Here is a 20,366-nt window from a genome sequence, read left to right on the forward strand (position 1 = left end):
CGGGTGACCTTCACCCGGGACGACCGCGAGATCTCGGTCTTCCACACCTGCATCCGCCAGCCCGACTCGGGGGTCGCCGAGACCAGGTCCGCCGAGGACCGCTTGATGGCGAAGACGACGCGGCCCCCGTCGACGGTGTAGCCCTTCACGTTCACGGCCCCGCCCGACGGCTTGCCGCTCGGGCTCGGCAGGGGAGTCGGAGCGGAGCTCCGCGGGGCGCCGCTCGACGGCCTGCGGACCGTGTCGTCCTTGCCGCCCCCGTCGCTGCCGGGCGCGGACTTGCTCGGCTCCGGGGACTTCTCGGGGCGGTACGTGAAGTAGGGCTGCGGCTTCGCTTCTTCGTCCGCGGCGCGTGCCGCGTCCGCGATCGGCAGGGCGAGGGGCGGGTCGTACGCGGTCCCCGACATCACCGTGTGGACGCCCCACCAGGACAGCGTGACCGCAGCCCCCGTGGACAGCGCCCAAGCCATGCCGTGCATCAGTCCTCGTCGCATCGCGGACCATGGTGCACCATGTGCGCCCGCGGTACGCCTGACCCGGCCCGCCGCCGTCGGGGCGCGATCCGACGCGGATGACGCGCGGCCTCCGACGCCGCTCCGCGCGGCCCGTCGCCCCGTACACGTTCCGTCGCCGTGCTGTCAGACGCCCGCCGCCCGCGCCGCCCCGTACACCTCGGCCGCCACGTCGATCAGCTCCGAGGCGTCGCGTGTCGTGCCCTGGAGATCCAGCAGGATCTCCGGAACGCCCGTCGCGGCATGGGCCACCAGGTCCTCGACGATCTGGGCCACATCGCCGTGGAAGGGGGCGCGGTCCGCACCACCGACCGGTTCGGCGCTGTACCTGGCGTTGGCACGGGCGCAGACGCCGACCGGACGCTCCCGGCCGCGCTCGGCCGCCAGGTCCTGGACCCGCTTCCACTGCTCGGCCAGCTGGGCGGCGCCCATGGCCACGGGCATCCAGCCGTCCGCCCGGTCGACCAGCCGGCGGGTGGCCCGGGGGCTGTTCGCCGGCAGATAGACCGGGATGGGGCGCACCGGCTTCGGGCCGACCTCGGACGGGGCGATGGTGGTCAGCTCGCCCTCGTACGAGACCGGATCCGGGCCCCAGACCGCCGCGCACACGTCCAGCAGCTCGTCCAGGACCGCACCGCGCTTCTCGAAGGGGGCGACCGAGGCGGCCGCGTACTCGTCCAGGGACCAGCCCGTGCCGATGCCCGCGATCACCCGGCCGCCGCTCGCGACATCGAGCGAGGCGAGCGAACGGGCCAGCTGGAACGGTACGTGCAGCGGCGCGACCAGGACGCTGGTGCCGAGCCTGGCCCGGCTCGTGGCCCCGGCGGCCAGCGCGAGCGTGATCAGCGGGTCGGCGACACTGCGGTACTGCTCGGGCCAGGGCAGCCCCGGAACGCCGTACAGCCCCTGCGTGGCAGGCTCGGGAAAGATGATCCGCTCGAAGACCCACAGGCTCTCGTAGCCGACCTCCTCCGCCGCGCGTGCCACGGCGGCCACATCGCGGCCGATGTCGTACTGCTTCATCTGCGGAAGACCGAGACCCAGCGAGACCGGCATGTGCGCACTCCTTCTGGCGGGCAGTGGGGCAACCACCGTATGACACTCGACTGTTGCCCGCCGAGCTTCCTGCCGGGGGTGTTGTCGGATGCGATCACGATCCGGGGCGGGTGTGCGCCGCGCGACCGGGGTGACACGCTTCGCCGTCGATGAGAGCAGGGCCCTGTCGAGGCCGGGGCGATCACGAGATATCTTGATGTCAAGCAATGTTGCAGACGTGGAGCGGAGCACAGGGTGACTGACTCGACCATCATCTATACACACACCGACGAGGCCCCGGCCCTGGCGACGTATTCGTTCTTGCCGGTTGTCCAGGCGTACGCCTCGACGGCCGGGGTCAATGTCGAGAGCCGTGACATCTCGCTGGCCGGACGCATCATCGCCGGCTTCCCCGAGCGTCTGGAGGAGGGCCAGCGCATCGACGACGCGCTCGCCGAGCTCGGTGAGCTGGCCAAGCGGCCCGAGGCCAACATCATCAAGCTGCCGAACATCTCGGCCTCGATCCCGCAGCTGAAGGCGGCCATCGCCGAGCTCCAGGCGCAGGGCTACGCGCTCCCGGACTACCCGGACGACCCGCAGACCGACGAGGACAAGGACGTCCGCGCGCGCTACGACAAGGTCAAGGGCAGCGCGGTGAACCCCGTGCTGCGCGAGGGCAACTCCGACCGCCGTGCCCCCGCCTCGGTCAAGAACTACGCCAAGGCGCACCCGCACCGCATGGGCAAGTGGTCCGCCGACTCGAAGACGAACGTCGCCACCATGGGCGTCGACGACTTCCGCTCCACCGAGAAGTCCACGGTCATCGCCGAGGCCGGTTCGCTGCGCATCGAGCTCGCCGGTGACGACGGCAGCACCACCGTTCTGCGCGAGTCGGTGCCGGTGCTCGCGGGCGAGGTCGTCGACGTGGCGGTCATGCGCGTCGCGGCGCTGCGCGAGTTCTTCACCGCGCAGGTCGCCCGTGCCAAGGCCGAGGGCGTGCTGTTCTCCGTCCACCTCAAGGCGACCATGATGAAGGTCTCCGACCCGATCATCTTCGGCCACGTGGTCCGCGCCTTCTTCCCGAACACCTTCGCCAAGTACGGCGAGGTGCTCGTCGCGGCCGGTCTGTCCCCGAACGACGGCCTCGGCGCCATCCTCAAGGGCCTGGACTCGGTGCCGCACGTGGGTGCCGAGATCAAGGCGTCCTTCGAGGCCGAGCTGGCCGAGGGCCCCGCGCTGGCCATGGTCGACTCGGACAAGGGCATCACCAACCTGCACGTCCCGAGCGATGTCATCGTCGACGCCTCCATGCCGGCCATGATCCGCACCTCCGGTCACATGTGGGGCCCGGACGGCGAGGAGGCCGACACCCTCGCGGTGCTGCCGGACAGCAGCTACGCGGGCGTCTACCAGGTCGTCATCGACGACTGCCGTGCCAACGGCGCCTTCGACCCGTCGACCATGGGCTCGGTGCCGAACGTCGGTCTGATGGCCCAGAAGGCCGAGGAGTACGGCAGCCACGACAAGACCTTCGAGATCCCCGCCACCGGCACGGTGCGGGTCCTCGACGGCAGTGGCGACGTCGTGCTGGAGCAGGCCGTGGGCGCCGGCGACATCTTCCGCATGTGCCAGGCCAAGGACCTGCCGATCCAGGACTGGGTCAAGCTCGCCGTCACCCGCGCCCGCGCCACCGGCGTCCCGGCCGTGTTCTGGCTCGACGAGGACCGCGCCCACGACGCGCAGCTGATCGCCAAGGTCAAGACGTACCTCGCCGACCACGACACCGACGGTCTGCAGATCGAGATCATGTCGCCGGTGAAGGCCACCGCGTTCTCGCTGGAGCGCATCCGCCGCGGCGAGGACACCATCTCGGTCACCGGCAACGTGCTGCGTGACTACCTGACCGACCTGTTCCCGATCCTGGAGCTGGGCACGAGCGCGAAGATGCTCTCCGTCGTCCCGCTCATGAACGGCGGCGGTCTGTTCGAGACGGGCGCCGGCGGCTCCGCGCCCAAGCACGTCCAGCAGCTCGTCAAGGAGAACTACCTGCGCTGGGACAGCCTGGGCGAGTTCTTCGCGCTCGCGGCCAGCTTCGAGCACCTGGCGGCGACCACGGGCAACGCGCGCGCCCAGATCCTCGCCGACACCCTCGACCGCGCGACCGGCACCTTCCTCAACGAGGACAAGTCGCCGAGCCGCAAGCTGGGTGGGATCGACAACCGCGGCAGCCACTTCTACCTGGCGCTCTACTGGGCCCAGGAGCTGGCGCAGCAGACCGACGACGCACAGCTCGCGCAGGCGTTCGCCGCGCTCGCGAAGACGCTGGGCGAGCAGGAGCAGACCATCGTCGACGAGCTGATCGCGGTGCAGGGCTCGCCGGTCGACATCGGTGGCTACTACCAGCCCGACCCGGCCAAGGCCTCGGCCGTCATGCGTCCGTCGGAGACGTTCGTCCAGGCCATCGCCGCCATCGGCTGACGAGACGCCTGAGACGGTCTGACGAAACACCTGCGGAGAAGGGGCGCGTCCAGTCGCCCCCATCCCTCCCGCCCCGGTCGGCACCATGCCCGGCCGGGGCGGTTCCGTGTCCCGGACCGGCACCGCGGCCAGGCCGCCGACTCGGAGACTTTCCGCGCAGCCAGAGCCACGGGGAGCCGTTCCGGCGATAGGTTCGGACGCCCGGACCAACCGTGCTGTGGAGGAGGAGGGGCCGTGCTGACAGGCAGGAACGCCGTGGTCACCGGTGGGCCAACACCGTGCGGCCGGGCCCCGGCATCTCCGCCTACGTGGCCAGCAAGGGCGCGGTCGAGCAGCTCACCGTCGTCGCCGCCCATGAACTCGGGGCCCGCGGGATCACGGTCAACACCGTCTCGCCCGGCGCCACCGACACCGAACTGCTGCGCGGCACCAACCAGCCGCAGACACTGGAGGCAGTCACAGGCATGACCCCGCTGCGCCGACTGGGGGAACCCGCGGACGTGGCCGATGCGGTCGCCTTCCTCGCCGGCCACGACGGCCGATGGATCACGGGGCAGAACATCCGCGCGACCGGCGGACTGGCCTGAGCGCCGCCCGGGGAGCCCGTCGCCGGTCCCCGATCCGGGCGTTCACCGGATCGCTCGCCAACGGCACCGGACCGTAAAGGAGTTCGGCCGTCAGCTCCCCGGCCAACGGTGGACCGTCGGCATGAAACGACCTGCCTCCGCCGCCGGTTGACCGCACGGAAGGCCCGCGTTCCGTGTTCCGCGCGCACGACCGTCACGGTGTCCGTCGCGCTGCCGTGGACCGCCACGGCACCGGCCCGCACTCGCAGTCGACACGCCCCTGCCCATGGGCGCCCTGACGGGTGAATGTCACGCGGCGGCGGGCGGCGGGCCACGCACAGCGGCCCCGCGGCTGATTTGCTGCACCTGGAATCTGGCGTGACGCGCGCGGGACCGGTCTGTCGGCCGTCCCGGTGGAAACGGCGCCCCTGCCGGGTGCTCGGTCCACCCGCGAACGACAATCGAAGGAGCGTCCCAGTGACGACGACGGGCACAACAGGGGCAGCCGACGAAGAGGAGGCGTACGCGAACGAGCTTCCGGTCCGTGCCAAGGAACCGGGAAACGTCGTCATCAAGTGGCTGACCACCACCGACCACAAGACGATCGGCACGCTCTACCTCGTCACCTCGTTCGCCTTCTTCCTCATCGGCGGTGTGCTGGCCCTGGTCATGCGCGCCGAGCTGGCGCGTCCGGGGATCCAGATCGTCTCGCCCGAGCAGTTCAACCAGGCGTTCACGATCCACGGCACGATCATGCTGCTGATGTTCGCGACGCCGCTGTTCGCCGGATTCACCAACTGGATCATGCCGCTGCAGATCGGCGCGCCCGACGTGGCGTTCCCGCGGCTGAACATGTTCGCGTACTGGCTGTACCTCTTCGGCTCGATCATCGTGGTCGCCGGCTTCCTCACCCCGAACGGCGCGGCGGACTTCGGCTGGTTCGCCTACTCCCCGCTGACCGACGCGGTCCGCTCACCGGGCATCGGCAGCGACATGTGGATCATGGGTCTGGCCTTCTCCGGCTTCGGCACGATCCTCGGTTCGGTCAACTTCATCACCACGATCATCTGCATGCGCGCTCCCGGCATGACGATGTTCCGCATGCCGATCTTCGTCTGGAACGTCCTGCTGACCGCTGTGCTGGTCCTGCTGGCCTTCCCGGTCCTCGCGGCGGCCCTCCTGGTGCTGGAGGCGGACCGCAAGTTCGGCGCGCACGTCTTCGACCCGGCGAACGGAGGCGCACTGCTCTGGCAGCACCTCTTCTGGTTCTTCGGCCACCCGGAGGTGTACATCATCGCCCTGCCGTTCTTCGGCATCGTCAGCGAGGTCATCCCGGTCTTCAGCCGGAAACCGATCTTCGGTTACATCGGCCTGATCAGCGCGACGATCGCCATCGCGGGCCTCTCCGCGACCGTGTGGGCGCACCACATGTACGTCACGGGCGGTGTGCTGCTGCCGTTCTTCTCGTTCATGACCTTCCTCATCGCGGTACCGACCGGTGTGAAGTTCTTCAACTGGATCGGCACGATGTGGAAGGGGTCGTTGTCCTTCGAGACACCGATGCTCTGGTCGATCGGCTTCCTGGTGACCTTCCTCTTCGGCGGCCTGACCGGTGTCATCCTCGCGTCGCCCCCGATGGACTTCCACGTCTCGGACTCGTACTTCGTCGTCGCGCACTTCCACTACGTCGTCTTCGGCACCGTGGTCTTCGCGATGTTCTCCGGATTCCACTTCTGGTGGCCGAAGTTCACCGGCAAGATGCTGGACGAGCGGCTCGGCAAGATCACGTTCTGGACGCTGTTCGTGGGCTTCCACGGCACGTTCCTGGTGCAGCACTGGCTGGGTGCCGAGGGAATGCCGCGCCGCTACGCCGACTACCTCGCCGTCGACGGCTTCACCGCGCTGAACACGATCTCGACGATCTCCTCGTTCCTGCTCGGCCTGTCGATGCTGCCGTTCCTCTACAACGTGTGGAAGACCGCCAAGTACGGCAAGAACGTCGGGGTCGACGACCCGTGGGGCTACGGCCGTTCGCTGGAGTGGGCGACCTCCTGCCCGCCGCCGCGGCACAACTTCCACACCCTTCCGCGGATCCGTTCCGAATCCCCGGCCTTCGACCTGCACCACCCCACGGTCCGCGCGCTCGACGAAGCCCTCAACCGTCCGGAGACGGAGCTGCCCCGTGCCCCGGGGGACAAGCGGGCGTGACCACGACGGCCCGGGGAGAGGAAAAGCGAGTGGACCCCGACGAGGACAGCGCCCGCGGCCTGGCACAGCTGCAGGGCTACCTGCTGTGGAGCGCCGAGATCGAGGAGGCCCGCCGCATGGCGGGCCGCTTCACCGACGGGCTGCCCTGGCTCACCACGGCACAGCGCGAGGACGTGGAACGGGTCTACACCGCCGACCGTCTCGCCGCATCACGGGCGACGCTCTGCCGTATCTCCGCCCGCGCCACCGCGCTGCACGGCGAGTACGAGGCGCGCTACCGCGTGCTCAAGGCGCGCTGCGTGGCCACCGGCGTCGTGCTCGTCGGCGCGGTCGGCGGCACCTGTACCGCACTGACCCTGCTGACCCGCTGACCGGGTGGCGTCGTCCTTCCGCCGCCCCCAGCAGGCGGACTCGCCCGAGGCTCGTGAAGATGGGACGACGGGCGCGTGCGACGGGGCAGGCGAACGGATGACCGGTACAGGCCCGAGAAGGGACGAACACTGTGGCACGACCCAGGATCCTCGTTGTCGGAGCCGGATTCGCCGGAGTGGAATGCGTACGCCGTCTGGAGCGCGGGCTCATCCCCGGCGAGGCGGAGATCGCGCTCGTCGCCCCGTTCTCGTACCAGCTCTACCTCCCCCTGCTGCCACAGGTGGCGGCGGGCGTGCTCACTCCGCAGTCGGTCGCCGTCTCGCTGCGCCGCAGCCGCAAGCACCGCACCCGGATCATTCCGGGCGGGGCCATCGGTGTGGACCCCAGGGCGAAGATCTGCGTCATTCGCAAGATCACCGACGAGATCGTCTACGAGCCCTACGACTACATCGTGCTCAGTGCCGGGAGCATCACCCGTACCTTCGACATCCCCGGCCTGCTGGACAACGCACGGGGCATGAAGACACTGGCCGAGGCCGCTTACGTACGGGACCACGTGATCGCCCAGCTCGACCTCGCGGACGCCAGCCACGACGAGAACGAACGGGCCTCGCGCCTGCAGTTCGTGGTGGTCGGCGGTGGATACGCGGGCACCGAGACGGCAGCCTGTCTGCAGCGCCTCACCAGCAACGCGGTGAGGCACTACCCGAGGCTCGACCCGAAGCTGATCAAGTGGCACCTCATCGACATCGCCCCGAAGCTGATGCCCGAACTGGGGGACAAGCTGGGCCGCAGCGCCCTGGAGGTGCTGCGCGCCCGTGGCATCGAGGTGTCGCTCGGCGTCTCGATCGCCGAGGCCGCCCCGGAGAAGGTGACCTTCACCGACGGCCGGGTGCTGCCCTGCCGGACCCTGATCTGGACGGCGGGCGTCACCGCGAGCCCGCTGGTCAACACGCTCGACGCGGAGACGGTACGCGGACGGCTGGCCGTCACCCCCGAGATGAGTCTGCCGGGCTTCGACGGCGTCTTCGCCCTCGGCGACTGCGCGGCCGTGCCGGACCTGAGCAAGGGCGACGGAGCAGTCTGCCCGCCCACCGCACAGCACGCCATGCGCCAGGGCCGCAGGCTCGCCGACAACCTCATCGCGACACTGCGGCACCAGCCGCTGAAGCCGTACGTCCACAGGGACCTCGGCCTCGTCGTGGACCTCGGCGGCAAGGACGCGGTCTCCAAGCCGCTCGGCGTCGAGATGCACGGAATCCCCGCGCAGGCCGTCGCCCGCGGGTACCACTGGTCGGCGCTGCGCACCAATGTCGCCAAGGCGCGGGTCATGACCAACTGGGTGCTCAACGCGGTCGCGGGCGACGACTTCGTACGCACCGGCTTCCTGTCCCGTCAGCCGGCGAAACTGCGCGACTTCGAGTACACCGACTCCTACCTCACACCGGCGCAGGTCCGCGAGTACACCGCCGCGCTGCACACCGGCACCTGATCGCGCACCGCCCCGGCCCCCGCTCGCGCCGGGGCCGGGGCCGGGGCGGAGGCCGGTCGGATCAGCTGTTGCCCGCGTGCCCGGCCGTCAGCGCGGGATCCCGCTCGACCACCGGGTCCAGGATGTCGTCGATCCCCTTCAGCAGCTCCGCGTCGAGTGTCACACCGGCCGCCCGGACGTTCTCCGTCACCTGCTCGGGCCGGGAGGCGCCGATGATCGCGGCGGAGACGTTCGAGTTCTGCAGCACCCACGCGACCGCGAGCTGGGCCAGACTGAGACCGGCGCCGTCGGCGAGCGGCCGCAAGCGCTGGACGCGCTCCAGCACGTCGTCGCGCAGCCAGCCGGCGACCATGTTCGCGCCGCCCTTGTCGTCCGTCGCCCGCGAACCGGCCGGGAGCGGCGCACCGGGCTTGTACTTGCCCGTGAGCGCGCCCTGGGCGATCGGGGACCAGACGATCTGGCCGATGCCCAGCTCCTCGGAGGCGGGCACCACATCGCTTTCGATGACCCGCCACAGGGCCGAGTACTGCGGCTGGTTGGAGATAAGCGGCACCCGCAGCTCGCGGGCCAGTCCATGGGCGGCGCGCAGCTGGTCGGCCGTCCACTCCGAAACGCCGATGTAGAGGGCCTTGCCGGAGCGGACGACGTCGGCGAACGCCTCCATGGTCTCTTCCAGCGGTGTCGAGTGGTCGTAGCGGTGGGCCTGGTACAGGTCCACGTAATCCGTCTGCAGGCGGCGCAGCGAATTGTCGATGGACTCCATGATGTGCTTGCGGCCGAGCCCCCGGTCGTTGTGTCCGGGACCGGTCGGGAAGTAGACCTTGGTGAACACCTCCAGACCCTCACGGCGTTCGTTCCTGAGCGCCCGGCCCAGGACGGCCTCGGCCCGGGTCTCGGCGTAGACGTCCGCGGTGTCGAAGGTGGTGATTCCGGCGTCCAGGGCGGCACGGATGCAGGCGACCGCCGCGTCCTCCTCCACCTGGGAGCCGTGGGTGAGCCAGTTTCCGTAGGCGATCTCACTGATGGTCAGACCGCTGCGGCCGAGTCGGCGGAACTCCATGTGGCTGCTCTCCCTGTGCTCGTGAGCGCGGATCATGCATGGCCCGGCCATGCTATTGCGCCGGGCAGGCGCCGCGCGGACAGGCTCAGGCGTCCGGGACGGTGCGGTGGACGGCACGGAGGAAGGCCGCGTTGTCCGGGGTGCGGCGGATCCGGTCCAGCAGCGTCTCCAGCGCGGTCTGCGGGTTCCTGGCGTGCAGCGCGCGCCGAAGTCCCCGTACCACGCGCAACTCGCTGTCCGGCATGAGGAGTTCCTCGCGCCGGGTGCCGGACGCCGGGATGTTCACGGCCGGGTGGATGCGCCTGTCCGCGAGTTGGCGGTCGAGCCGGAGTTCCATGTTGCCGGTGCTCTTCAGCTCTTCGAAGAAGTAGTCGTCGGCGCGGGAGCCGGTCTCCACCAGCGCCGTGGCCAGGATGGTGAGGGAGCCGCCCTCCTCGGCGAGTCGGGCGGCGCCGAAGAGCTGCTTGGGGCCGAGCAGGGCGGCCGCGTCGACGCCGCCGCTGAGAGTGCGTCCGCCCGCGGCGGAGGCGTTGTTGTGGGCGCGGCACAGACGGGTGAGGGAGTCGAGCAGGATGACGACGTCCTGGCCCTGCTCGACCAGTCGCTTGGCACGTTCGACCGCGAGTTCGGCGAGTGCGATGTGCTCCTTCGCGGGCCGGTCGAACGTCGAGGCGAGCACCTCGCCCCGTACGGACCGGCGCATGTCGGTGACCTCTTCGGGGCGTTCGTCGACCAGCACCACCATCAGGTGGCACTCGGGGTGGTTGGCGGCGACGGCGGCGGCGACCTGCTGGAGCAGCACCGTCTTTCCGGTCCTGGGCGGCGCGACGACGAGCCCGCGCTGCCCCTTGCCGATCGGTGCGATCAGGTCGACGATACGCATCGCGGGACCGCCGGACGGTGTCTCCAGCCGCAGCCGGTGCCCGGGGTGGAGCGGGGTGAGGTCGCGGAAGTGCGGCCGGCCGCGAAGCGCCTGCGGGGAGCGGCCGTTGACCCGCTCCACGGCGGAGAGAGTACGGGGGCGGTCGCACAGCCCCTCGACGGCATCGCCGCGGCGCAGGCCGTGGCGGCGGATCAGGGCGACCGGGACCACCACGTCGCCGGGGGAGGGGCGGCCGTCCTGGACGCGCAGCGCGCCGTTTCCCTGGTGTGTGATGTCGAGGACGCCGGCGGTCCTGGTCGCTGTCGTGGCGTCGGTGGTCAACTGCTGTCGGAGCAGCGGGTGTTCGAGAGTGCTGGTCATGGTGGGCGGTCCTTTCGCGGACATGGCGAATGAAGGGGCCGGACGGCGCGGGCGGAAGAGATCACGCCCCGCACGACGGGCGGGAAAGCCCGGACGGAGAAGAATCCGGTCCGAACTGGATGATGTGATGTGCGAAAGCTGGATCGCCGGTCGGAAAAGGACGGGCGCGGCAGCTTCGGAGAAGTGACTCGGCACCGGCGCCTCGAAGCGAGGCCGACACAAGTACCAAAGGTACCGTACCACGACCCTGGGGAACCGGGGCCGGGCCGAAGGCCCCGAAATCCGGTTGCCGCGGCGTTCGTGGAGTGATGTGGTTCTCCGGGCCACCCGCCCGCTCACCCATCCCGACCGGCGCCCCGGGCACGGAGGAGTCACCTTGTCCCTACGCATCACCGCACTGTCCGACCCCGATCGGGCCAGTGGCAGCCACCGTCTGGTCTGGCTCGCCTCCGATCCCGAGGGCAGCCCCGTCGGGTCGGCGTTCCTGCGCGTCTTCACCCGCGAGGGCCAGGACCACCTCGCGGAACTGGAGCTCCACGTCCATCCGGCGGAGCGCCGCAAGGGCATCGGCTCGCGGCTGTTCGACACGGCGGTCGCCGCCGCCCGCGAGGAGGGCCGGCGCAGCGTCATCGCGCAGGTCGGGGCCGGGTCCCCGGGGGACCGTTTCCTGCGGGCCAAGGGGCTGCGCAAGGTGCTGGCCCTGACGTACGTCCGGCTTCCGCTGGCGAAGGCCGACACCGAGGCCCTGCGCCGGACCGTCGGGCAGCCGCATCCGGGCTACCGGCTCATCTCCTGGGACGGCACCGTCCCGGACGACCTCGCGCCGACGTTCGCCGCGTCCCGCCGGGCCATGGACGACATGCCCATGGACGACACCGACTTCGGCACGGTCGTCTGGGACGTGGACCGGCTCCGGTCCGCGGCGGCGGCCGTCGCCGCTCGCGGCGACCTGCTCCACACGGTCGCGGCGGTCGACGAGTCCGACGCCACGATCGTGGGCTTCACGGAACTCGTCGTCCCGGGCGACGGGACGGGCGACGGCCAGCACTACGGCACCGGAGTCCTTCCCGAGCACCGGGGGCACGGCCTCGGCCGGTGGATGAAGACGCGGTCCATCCTCCAGGCCCGCGAAAGCCACCCGGGCCTGGAAGGGCTGCTGACGGACACCGCCGACAGCAATACGCACATGCGGAGCATCAACGACGCGCTCGGCTACGAGCCGACACACAAGTCGGTCCAGTACCAGTCGGATCTGTAGGAGCCCGCGGTCCGGCAGCCGGGGTGGAGCCCCGTCCGCCGGACCGCCCACGGCGCCTCACGTCCGGATCAGGCCGTGCCCCGGAACGCGGCCAGGATCCGCTCGGCCGCCAGCGTGGCCGTCAACTCGCCTTCCCGCACCCGCTGTTCCAGCCCCGGAGCGAGCGCGCGTACCTCCGGATGCCCGCGCAGACTCTCCAGCAGCTCGTCCCGCACCATCGTCCATGTCCAGTCGACCTGCTGGTCACGCCGTTTCGCGGCGAGCCGGCCGGTCGACTCCAGCAGTGCGCGGTGCTGCTCCAGCCGCTCCCACAGCGTGTCGAGACCGGCCGACTCACGGGCGCTGCACGTGAGGACCGGCGGGGTCCACGCCGCGTCCACCGGGTGCATCAGCCGCAGCGCACCCGCCAGTTCACGGGCGGCCGCGCGGGCGTCGCGCTCGTGCGGGCCGTCCGCCTTGTTGACCGTGATCGCGTCCGCCAGCTCCAGCACACCCTTCTTGATCCCCTGGAGCTGATCGCCGGTCCGGGCCAGCGTCAGCAGCAGAAACGTGTCGACCATGTTGGCCACCGCCGTCTCCGACTGTCCGACGCCCACCGTCTCCACCAGCACCACGTCGTACCCCGCGGCCTCCATCACCACGATGGACTCCCGGGTCGCCTTGGCCACCCCACCGAGCGTCCCGGCGGTCGGGGACGGGCGTACGAAAGCCGCCGGGTCCACCGCGAGCCGCTCCATCCTGGTCTTGTCGCCCAGGATGGAGCCGCCGGTACGGCTGGAGGACGGATCGACGGCCAGTACCGCGACCCGGTGCCCGAGCCCGGTGAGCATCGTGCCGAGGGCGTCGATGAAGGTGGACTTCCCGACCCCCGGCACGCCGCTGATGCCGATCCGCCGCGCGGAGCCGGAGTGCGGCAGCAGCTCGCGCAGCAACTGCTGGGCCAGCGCCCGGTGATCGGGGCGGGTGGACTCGACGAGAGTGATGGCGCGCGCGATCTGCGCCCGCTTCCCGTCGAGCACCCCCTTCACATAGCTGTCGATATCGATCTTCGGAGCCATCGGGTCAGCGGCTCACAGCTCGTGACCGAGCGCGGCACCGAGCCGCGTCACCAGGTCGTACGCGGCATCCGGAATGACCGTGCCGGGCGGGAACACGGCCGTCGCGCCCGCCTCGTGCAGCGCCTCGACGTCCTGCGGCGGAATCACCCCGCCCACCACGATCATGATGTCCTCGCGCCCCTCGGCCGCCAGCTCCTCGCGGAGCGCCGGCACCAGCGTGAGGTGCCCGGCGGCCAGCGAGGAGACGCCCACGATGTGCACGTCCGCCTCGACCGCCTGCCGTGCCACCTCGGCCGGCGTCTGGAACAGCGGGCCGACGTCGACGTCGAAGCCCAGGTCGGCGAAGGCCGTCGAGATCACCTTCTGGCCCCGGTCGTGGCCGTCCTGTCCCATCTTGGCGACCAGGATGCGCGGACGGCGCCCCTCGGCCTCCTCGAACCTGTCCACCAGCGCCCTGGTCCGGTCCACGGAAGGGGATTCACCTGCCTCGTTGCGATACACACCGGAGATCGTACGGATCTGGCCCGCATGCCTCCCGTACACCTTCTCCAGTGCGTCGGAGATCTCGCCCACGGTCGCCATCGCGCGTGCCGCGTCGACGGCGAGGGCCAGCAGATTGCCTTCGAGGCCGGGACCGGGATCCCGCTCGGCCGCGGCCGTGAGCGCGTCCAGCGCGGCCCGGCAGGCCGACTCGTCGCGCTCCTCGCGCAGCCGGCGCAGCTTCTCGATCTGCTGGGTGCGCACCGACGAGTTGTCGACCTTGAGCACATCGATCTGCTCATCGGTCTCCACCCGGTACTTGTTCACCCCGATCACCGGCTGGCGCCCGGAGTCGATCCGCGCCTGGGTGCGGGCCGCGGCCTCCTCCACCCGGAGCTTCGGGATGCCCGCGTCGATGGCCTGCGCCATACCGCCCGCCGCCTCGACCTCCTCGATGTGCTGCCAGGCCCGGCGCGCCAGGTCGTACGTCAGCTTCTCCACGTACGCGCTGCCGCCCCACGGGTCGATCACCCGGCCGGTGCCCGACTCCTGCTGGAGCAGCAGCTGGGTGTTCCGGGCGATCCGGGCGGAGAAGTCCGTCGGCAGGGCGAGCGCCTCGTCGAGCGCGTTGGTGTGCAGCGACTGGGTGTGCCCCTGAGTGGCGGCCATCGCCTCCACACAGGTCCGGGTGACGTTGTTGAACACGTCCTGCGCGGTCAGCGACCACCCCGACGTCTGCGAATGGGTGCGCAGCGACAGCGACTTGGCGTTCTTCGGCCCGAACTCCTTGACCAGCTTGGCCCAGAGCAGCCGGGCCGCCCGCAGCTTCGCGATCTCCATGAAGAAGTTCATGCCGATCGCCCAGAAGAACGACAGCCGGGGCGCGAACGCGTCCACGTCGAGACCGGCGTCCCGTCCGGCCCGCAGATATTCCACCCCGTCCGCGAGGGTGTACGCCAGCTCCAGATCGGCCGTCGCACCCGCCTCCTGGATGTGATAGCCGGAGATGGAGATCGAGTTGTAGCGCGGCATCTTCTGCGAGGTGTACGCGAAGATGTCGGAGATGATCCGCATCGAGGGTTTCGGCGGATAGATGTAGGTGTTGCGGACCATGAACTCCTTCAGAATGTCGTTCTGAATGGTCCCGGCCAGCTTCTCGGGCCCGACGCCCTGCTCCTCCGCGGCCACGATGTACAGCGCCAGTACGGGGAGCACCGCGCCGTTCATCGTCATCGACACCGACATCCGGTCCAGCGGGATGCCGTCGAAGAGCTGCCGCATGTCGTAGATCGAGTCGATCGCCACGCCCGCCATGCCGACATCGCCGGTCACCCGCGGGTGGTCGCTGTCGTAGCCGCGGTGGGTCGGCAGGTCGAAGGCGACGGACAGGCCCTTCTGCCCGGCCGCGAGGTTGCGGCGGTAGAAGGCGTTGGACTCCTCGGCGGTGGAGAAGCCGGCGTACTGCCGGATCGTCCAGGGCTGGTTGACGTACATCGTCGGGTACGGGCCCCGCAGATACGGGGCGATGCCCGGATACGTACCGAGGAAGTCGAGCCCTTCGAGGTCGTGTCCGGTGTACAGCGGCTTGACCGCGATGCCCTCCGGGGTCTCCCACAGCAGGTCGCCGTCGGAACTGCCGGAGGACTCCTTCACCGAGGTGCGCCACCGCTCCTCGGACACCTCGGCGGCGGCGCCCGGACCGAGCTCGATGCCGGAGAAGTCAGGGATACGCATTACGCCACATCCATACGGTCGAGGAGGGAGGAGAGCACGGCCACCACATCGGAGCCCGCGAAGACGTACTCGTCGACGCCGGTGTACTCGCCGGGGCGGCCGGCGAGGAACACCCGCAGCGCACCCGCCGAACCCAGCGCCTCGGCGACCGCCGCGGCCTGCTCGGTGTAGAGCGCGTCGCTGGAGCAGAGGCAGGCCACGGTGGCCCCGCTGGCCTTGAACGCGTCGGCGGCCGTGGTCTCGTCGACCGAGACCGGGTCGTGGACCGGTTCGATGCCCCCGGCCTGGAAGAGGTTGGCGGCGAACGACGCCCGCGCGGTGTGCGCCGCGGCGGGGCCGAGCGCGGCGAGGAACACCTTGGGCCGCTGCCCGGTCGCCGCGAGGTGGGTGTCCGACCGGGCGCGCAGCGCCTCGAACGCCTCGTCACGGCGGACCCGGGGCAGACCGCCCGATGCCTCGGCCGGTACGGCGGGGGCCGGCTCGCGCTCCACCGGGCGTTCCGCCAGCTGCGGGAACTCGCTGACCCCGGTGATCGGCTCCTTGCGGCGCGCCAGGTCCTTGCTGCGCGCCGCCCAGGTGGCCGCGAGACGCTCGCCGATCATTCCGGAGCGAAGGGCGGCGGCCTGGCCACCGGACCGTTCGATCTCCTGGAAGAACGACCATGCGGCGTCCGCGAGTTCGGCGGTGAGCCGCTCCACGTACCAGGAGCCGCCCGCCGGGTCGATCACCCGGGCCAGGTGCGACTCCTCCAGCAGGATCGTCGACGTGTTACGGGCGATGCGCCGGGCGAACGCGTCCGGCAGGCCCAGGGCGTGATCGAAGGGCAGCACGGTGACGGAGTCGGCGCCGCCGACACCCGCACCCAGACACGCCAGCGTCGTGCGCAGCATGTTCACCCAGGGATCGCGCCGCGTCATCATCACCGACGACGTCACCGCGTGCTGGCGCTGGGCACCGGCTCCGGCCGCCCCGCACACCTCGGCCACCCGGGACCACAGCCGCCGCGCGGCCCGCAGCTTGGCGATGGTCAGGAACTGGTCGGCGGTCGCCGCGAACCGGAACTCCAGCTGCCCGCAGGCGTCCTCGACCGACAGCCCGGCGTCCGTCAGTGCCCGCAGACAGGCGACACCGGTCGCCAGCGAAGCACCCAGCTCCTCGGCCGCCGAACCGCCGGCCTCGTGGTACGGCAGCGCGTCGACGGTCAGCGCCCGCAGTCCGGGAAACTCCTGTGCGCACCGCTGTGCCCAGTGGACCGCGGCCGACAGATCGGGTTCGGCGCCGCTGCGGGCGGCCTGCCCGAACGGGTCGGCGCCCAGGTTGCCGCGCACACTTCGCGCATCGACGCCCCGCTCCGCGCAGATCCGCAGCAACTCCGTCGCCGCGGCGTCGGTCTCGCCGCCGGCATCGAGCACCACGGGGGCCAGATCGAGGTAGACACCGTCCAGGGCTCCCGCCAGCGCTGACACCGGAACACCCGCGGCACCGCCCACGGTCAGCCACAGCGAGGTGACGCCGTTCTCCAGATCGGCGAGCACCGCCTCGTTGAGGCGCGCGGGATCCGGGAGCGTGTGCCGCTGCCGTACGTCCCAGCCGCCCGCCGCGTTGCCCTCGGCCTTGCTGCCGCGGGTGAACGGGGCGAAGCCCGGATATCCGGCATCGGGCGCGCTGTCGCGCGAGGTGTAGAGGGGGCGGGTGATGAGCCCGTCCTCCACTGTGGTGGACAGTGCTTCCTCGGCGGCCGAACCCGCGGCGTCCTTGCCCGACTTGCGCAGCACGCCTTCGACGAGGCGTTGCCAGTGCTCATGGGCGGGAGCGGGGAATTCGGCGGCCAACGAAAGCCCGTCGGCAGGCAGGACCGTCATGCCCAGATGCTAGGTCAGGGCGCTGGAGGGCAGCATGGGTTCCGCTTGTGACCTTGCCCTCTCCGAGCGCACTTGATCCTTCACCCAGCGTCGCGTAGACGACCGGGCCCGGCACTCGGGTGATTCCTCCGATGCGCCCGGGAAGAGCGCCGAGGCGGGCCGTGGTCGCTGTCGCCATCCACTTGAAGGCGAAGATTCCCGGATCCGGCCCGCCCCGTGTCCCGAAGGGAATCGCGGCGCCAGGAATATGAGGGTCGGTGTACCGTTCCGCGCATCGACCGGTGTTGCCCTTCGGGCGGGTTTTCGGAGAACATGCCGCTATTGGTGTGATGCGCCCCTGACCTGGGTGAGGGCGGTTTCGATTTCACATTTCCTTTATCTCCGGACGTGCCCCCGATCGATACCGTCCGGCGTTTTACTTTGTCGATTTCCCGGCTGCGTGCGACGTTTGATCCGGCCAGGCCGAATTAATTCGGATACGCGTCGGGAAAAGGGGAAGTTCATCGTGCAGACAGCCAGGGCCGTCCCGTCATCCACCGTCCTCAACCTGCGCGACCTGGGCGGCATCGCCCTGGGCCCGGACCAACGGGTCCGGGCGGGTGTCGTGCTGCGGTCCGGACAGCTCAGCGGGCTCGACGCGGCGCAGGATTCGCAGGTGGCCGCGCTCGGTATCCGCACCGTCGTCGATCTGCGGACCGCCGACGAGCGTGCCGCCGCACCCGACCGGCTGCCTCCCCGGGCGCGGCTGTTCGTCGCCGATGTGCTCGGGGACAATCCGGGTGTGGCGCCCGCCCGGTTGCGCGCGCTGCTCGCCGACCCCGTCGAGGCGGAGCGGATGCTGGGGGGCGGGAAGGCGGAGGGGCTGTTCGCGGACACCTACCGGCAGATGGTGCTCTCGCCGGGCGCGTCCGCCGCCTACCGGGCCTTTGCCGAGACGGTCGCCGACGACCGCGCCCGGCCGGTGCTCTTCCACTGCACGGCCGGCAAGGACCGTACCGGCTGGGCCGCCGCCCTCCTCCTGATGATGATCGGCGCGTCACGCGATGTCGTGCGCGCCGAGTTCCTTGCGGTGAACCCGGTGGTGCGGGTCGCCTTCGCGCCCTATGTGCAGGACTTCCTCGACGCGGGCGGCGACCCGGAGATCGCGTCCGCCATCACCGAGGTCCGCCCCCGCTATCTCGACACGGCACTCGACGCCATGGACGAGAGGTGGGGTGGGCTCGACGGGTATGTGCGCGACGGCCTGCGCATTCCTGAAGCGGCGATGGCGCGGCTGCGCGGCGGACTGGTGGTGCCCGCCTGAGCGGCGGGCCTCGACCCGGCCGACCCTCCTGACGGAAGTGGCCACACCTCCTCCCGCGCACCCAGGAAGTGATGGTGCGCTCCAGGGTTGACTTGATACCCCCAGGGGGTATGTTGTGGTCCATCGGGAAGCGCTGCCTCCCGGTCGACCCGATGGAGGAAACCCGTCATGAACAACGCACTGAGGATCACCGCCTTCGCCGCCGCGCTCGCCGCGACCTTCGGGACCGCCTACGGAGTGGGCAGGGGCGTCGACCCGCTGGTGGCCGCCGAGGACCGCCCTGCTGGGCAGCACGGCGGCCACGGCGAGGGAGAGGGGGGTGGGGTGAAGGCGGCGGCGGACCATGCGGCCGGCGGACTGCAGATCTCCGACGGCGGCTACACGCTGGCCCTGGAGACACCGACGGTCCGGGCCGGGGTCCGGGCCGGGATCCGGTTCGCCGTCAAGGACGACAGCGGGCGCAAGGTCACCGCCTATCGGCGTGAGCACGGCAAGGAGTTGCATTTCATCCTCGCCTCCACCGACCTCACCCAGTACCGGCATCTGCACCCCGTCCGTGCGGCCGACGGCACCTGGTCGACCCCGGTCGACCTTCCCGAAGCCGGTGGCTACCGGGTGTTCGCCGACTTCACCCCGGCGGCCGCGGGTGCCGAGAACCTCACGCTGGGAGCGGATCTGGCCGTCTCCGGTGCCTACCGTCCCGCCCCTCTCCCGGCCCCGAGCGCCACCGCCGAGGTCGACGGCTACCGAGTCGCACTCGGCGGCGAACTCCGCGCCGGCCGGGCCGGCGGACTCGAGCTCGCCATCAGCAGGAACGGCCGGCCCGTCACCGATCTCCAGCCCTACCTCGGCGCGTACGGGCATCTGGTCGCCCTGCGCTCGGGCGACCTGGCCTATCTGCATGTCCACCCGAACGATGGAGGTCCGGGTCCGGCGGTGTCCTTCACCGCGACGGCGCCCAGTGCGGGAACCTACCGGCTCTTCCTCGACTTCAAGCACGAGGGCAAGGTGCGCACGGCGGCGTTCACCGTCCGGGTGGCGGAGCCGGGCGACGACGGCGACGGGCACCGGGAGAGCGGCACCGGGGCGCCCGCCGCACACGCGCACTGACGCGGACGACCCGGCTCCCGAAATGGCCCTGTGCCGAGGCGGGTTGAGGCGTGGGGGCTGGGGTGCGCCGGGTTCCCCCTCGGCTCCTGGGTATCGTGAAAGGACCGGATTTCGAATCCTCCGAGAGGGGCGTACGTTGACCGAGCGCAAGCCTGCGGGCGTCAGCTTCGAATCATGGGTCGACAGGCAGATCCGGGAGTCCGAGCAGCGCGGCGACATCTCGCAGTTGCCGGGATTCGGCAAGCCGCTCGAAAGTCTCGAGGCTCCCTACGACGAGAACTGGTGGATCAAGCAGAAGATGCAGCGCGAGGGGGTGTCGGTGCTCCCGCCGGCGCTGGCCCTGCGCAAACAGGCGGAGGACGTGGCCGAAGCCGTGCCAGGGGCGCGGACGGAGGCCGAGGTGCGGCGCATGCTGGCAGAGGTCAACGAGAAGATCCGGGCGGCCATCAGGCGGCTGCCGCCGGGACCGCCGCTGAACCTCAAGCCGTTCGACATCGACGCCGTGGTCGACGAGTGGCGCACGACGCGCGATCCCTCGTAGCCCTCGACGGGCCCGTGGGTCGGTGCCCGGCCGCCGGATGCGTAATACTCCATC

General features: G+C 70.6%; 15 protein-coding genes and 1 pseudogene. 9 read left to right on the plus strand and 7 right to left on the minus strand.

Annotated elements, in window-relative coordinates:
* Together ACFVX4_RS34460 and ACFVX4_RS34465 are read right to left on the minus strand one after the other, a co-directional pair.
* Positions 1–494, minus strand: a 494-nt coding sequence (locus ACFVX4_RS34460; protein WP_389985213.1) for a hypothetical protein, incomplete at its 3' end; no start/stop codon positions are given.
* A 144-nt stretch (positions 495–638) separates the two neighbouring features.
* Positions 639–1,568, minus strand: coding sequence for an LLM class F420-dependent oxidoreductase (locus ACFVX4_RS34465; protein ID WP_389985216.1), 930 nt, complete (start codon positions 1,566–1,568; stop codon positions 639–641).
* A gap of 234 nt (positions 1,569–1,802) precedes the next feature.
* Between ACFVX4_RS34465 and ACFVX4_RS34470 the strand changes: the two genes are divergently transcribed.
* From ACFVX4_RS34470 to ACFVX4_RS34490, 5 genes and pseudogenes are all read left to right on the plus strand, one after another.
* Entirely contained in the window at positions 1,803–4,025 is a 2,223-nt protein-coding gene (locus tag ACFVX4_RS34470) for an NADP-dependent isocitrate dehydrogenase (protein WP_266423832.1), read from the plus strand.
* A 272-nt stretch (positions 4,026–4,297) separates the two neighbouring features.
* Positions 4,298–4,612 (plus strand): annotated as a pseudogene (locus ACFVX4_RS34475) (SDR family oxidoreductase); the annotation flags it as partial.
* Positions 4,613–5,068: 456 nt separating this feature from the next.
* Positions 5,069–6,799, plus strand: coding sequence for a cytochrome c oxidase subunit I (gene ctaD / locus ACFVX4_RS34480; protein ID WP_389985219.1), 1,731 nt, complete (start codon positions 5,069–5,071; stop codon positions 6,797–6,799).
* 29 nt (positions 6,800–6,828) lie between these two features.
* Positions 6,829–7,170 carry a hypothetical protein gene (locus tag ACFVX4_RS34485; protein WP_389985221.1) on the plus strand — a complete coding sequence of 114 codons (342 nt, stop codon included), beginning with the start codon at positions 6,829–6,831 and terminating at the stop codon, positions 7,168–7,170.
* 131 nt (positions 7,171–7,301) lie between these two features.
* On the plus strand, positions 7,302–8,663 hold the full coding sequence (locus ACFVX4_RS34490; RefSeq protein WP_389985224.1) for an NAD(P)/FAD-dependent oxidoreductase: 1,362 nt from the start codon (positions 7,302–7,304) through the stop codon (positions 8,661–8,663).
* A 61-nt stretch (positions 8,664–8,724) separates the two neighbouring features.
* Here ACFVX4_RS34490 and ACFVX4_RS34495 read toward each other — a convergent pair whose 3' ends face one another.
* Both ACFVX4_RS34495 and rho read right to left on the minus strand, forming a co-directional pair.
* The gene (locus ACFVX4_RS34495; RefSeq protein WP_385327811.1) at positions 8,725–9,723 is read right to left on the minus strand and encodes an aldo/keto reductase family protein; all 999 of its coding nucleotides are present in this window, start codon (positions 9,721–9,723) and stop codon (positions 8,725–8,727) included.
* Positions 9,724–9,808: 85 nt separating this feature from the next.
* The gene (rho, locus tag ACFVX4_RS34500; RefSeq protein WP_389985227.1) at positions 9,809–10,966 is read right to left on the minus strand and encodes a transcription termination factor Rho; all 1,158 of its coding nucleotides are present in this window, start codon (positions 10,964–10,966) and stop codon (positions 9,809–9,811) included.
* Between the two features lie 376 nt (positions 10,967–11,342).
* On the opposite strand from rho, the gene ACFVX4_RS34505 reads away from it, so the two are divergent.
* On the plus strand, positions 11,343–12,224 hold the full coding sequence (locus ACFVX4_RS34505; protein WP_389985230.1) for a GNAT family N-acetyltransferase: 882 nt from the start codon (positions 11,343–11,345) through the stop codon (positions 12,222–12,224).
* A 68-nt stretch (positions 12,225–12,292) separates the two neighbouring features.
* Here the strand turns inward: ACFVX4_RS34505 and meaB are convergent, their stop codons facing one another.
* Genes meaB through mutA form a run of 3 tightly spaced genes read right to left on the minus strand, consistent with a single transcriptional unit; the run spans position 12,293 to position 17,358 of the window.
* Positions 12,293–13,282, minus strand: a complete 990-nt coding sequence (gene meaB / locus ACFVX4_RS34510) for a methylmalonyl Co-A mutase-associated GTPase MeaB (RefSeq protein WP_389985232.1) — start codon at positions 13,280–13,282, stop codon at positions 12,293–12,295.
* A 12-nt stretch (positions 13,283–13,294) separates the two neighbouring features.
* Positions 13,295–15,496, minus strand: a complete 2,202-nt coding sequence (gene scpA / locus ACFVX4_RS34515) for a methylmalonyl-CoA mutase (protein ID WP_389985234.1) — start codon at positions 15,494–15,496, stop codon at positions 13,295–13,297.
* Entirely contained in the window at positions 15,496–17,358 is a 1,863-nt protein-coding gene (mutA, locus tag ACFVX4_RS34520; RefSeq protein ID WP_389985237.1) for a methylmalonyl-CoA mutase small subunit, read from the minus strand. Before mutA ends, scpA begins: the two co-directional genes overlap by 1 nt.
* A gap of 505 nt (positions 17,359–17,863) precedes the next feature.
* Between mutA and ACFVX4_RS34525 the strand changes: the two genes are divergently transcribed.
* The 3 genes from ACFVX4_RS34525 (at position 17,864) to ACFVX4_RS34535 (ending at position 20,312) form a co-directional block, all read left to right on the plus strand.
* The gene (locus tag ACFVX4_RS34525) at positions 17,864–18,661 is read left to right on the plus strand and encodes a tyrosine-protein phosphatase (RefSeq protein WP_389985240.1); all 798 of its coding nucleotides are present in this window, start codon (positions 17,864–17,866) and stop codon (positions 18,659–18,661) included.
* A 168-nt stretch (positions 18,662–18,829) separates the two neighbouring features.
* Positions 18,830–19,771: a hypothetical protein gene (locus tag ACFVX4_RS34530; protein ID WP_389985243.1), complete on the plus strand. Its 942-nt coding sequence runs from the start codon at positions 18,830–18,832 to the stop codon at positions 19,769–19,771.
* A 136-nt stretch (positions 19,772–19,907) separates the two neighbouring features.
* Positions 19,908–20,312 carry a DUF1992 domain-containing protein gene (locus ACFVX4_RS34535; RefSeq protein WP_389985246.1) on the plus strand — a complete coding sequence of 135 codons (405 nt, stop codon included), beginning with the start codon at positions 19,908–19,910 and terminating at the stop codon, positions 20,310–20,312.
* Positions 20,313–20,366 lie beyond the last annotated feature (54 nt).

This window comes from Streptomyces sp. NPDC058240, from assembly GCF_042882135.1.
GTDB lineage: Bacteria > Actinomycetota > Actinomycetes > Streptomycetales > Streptomycetaceae > Streptomyces.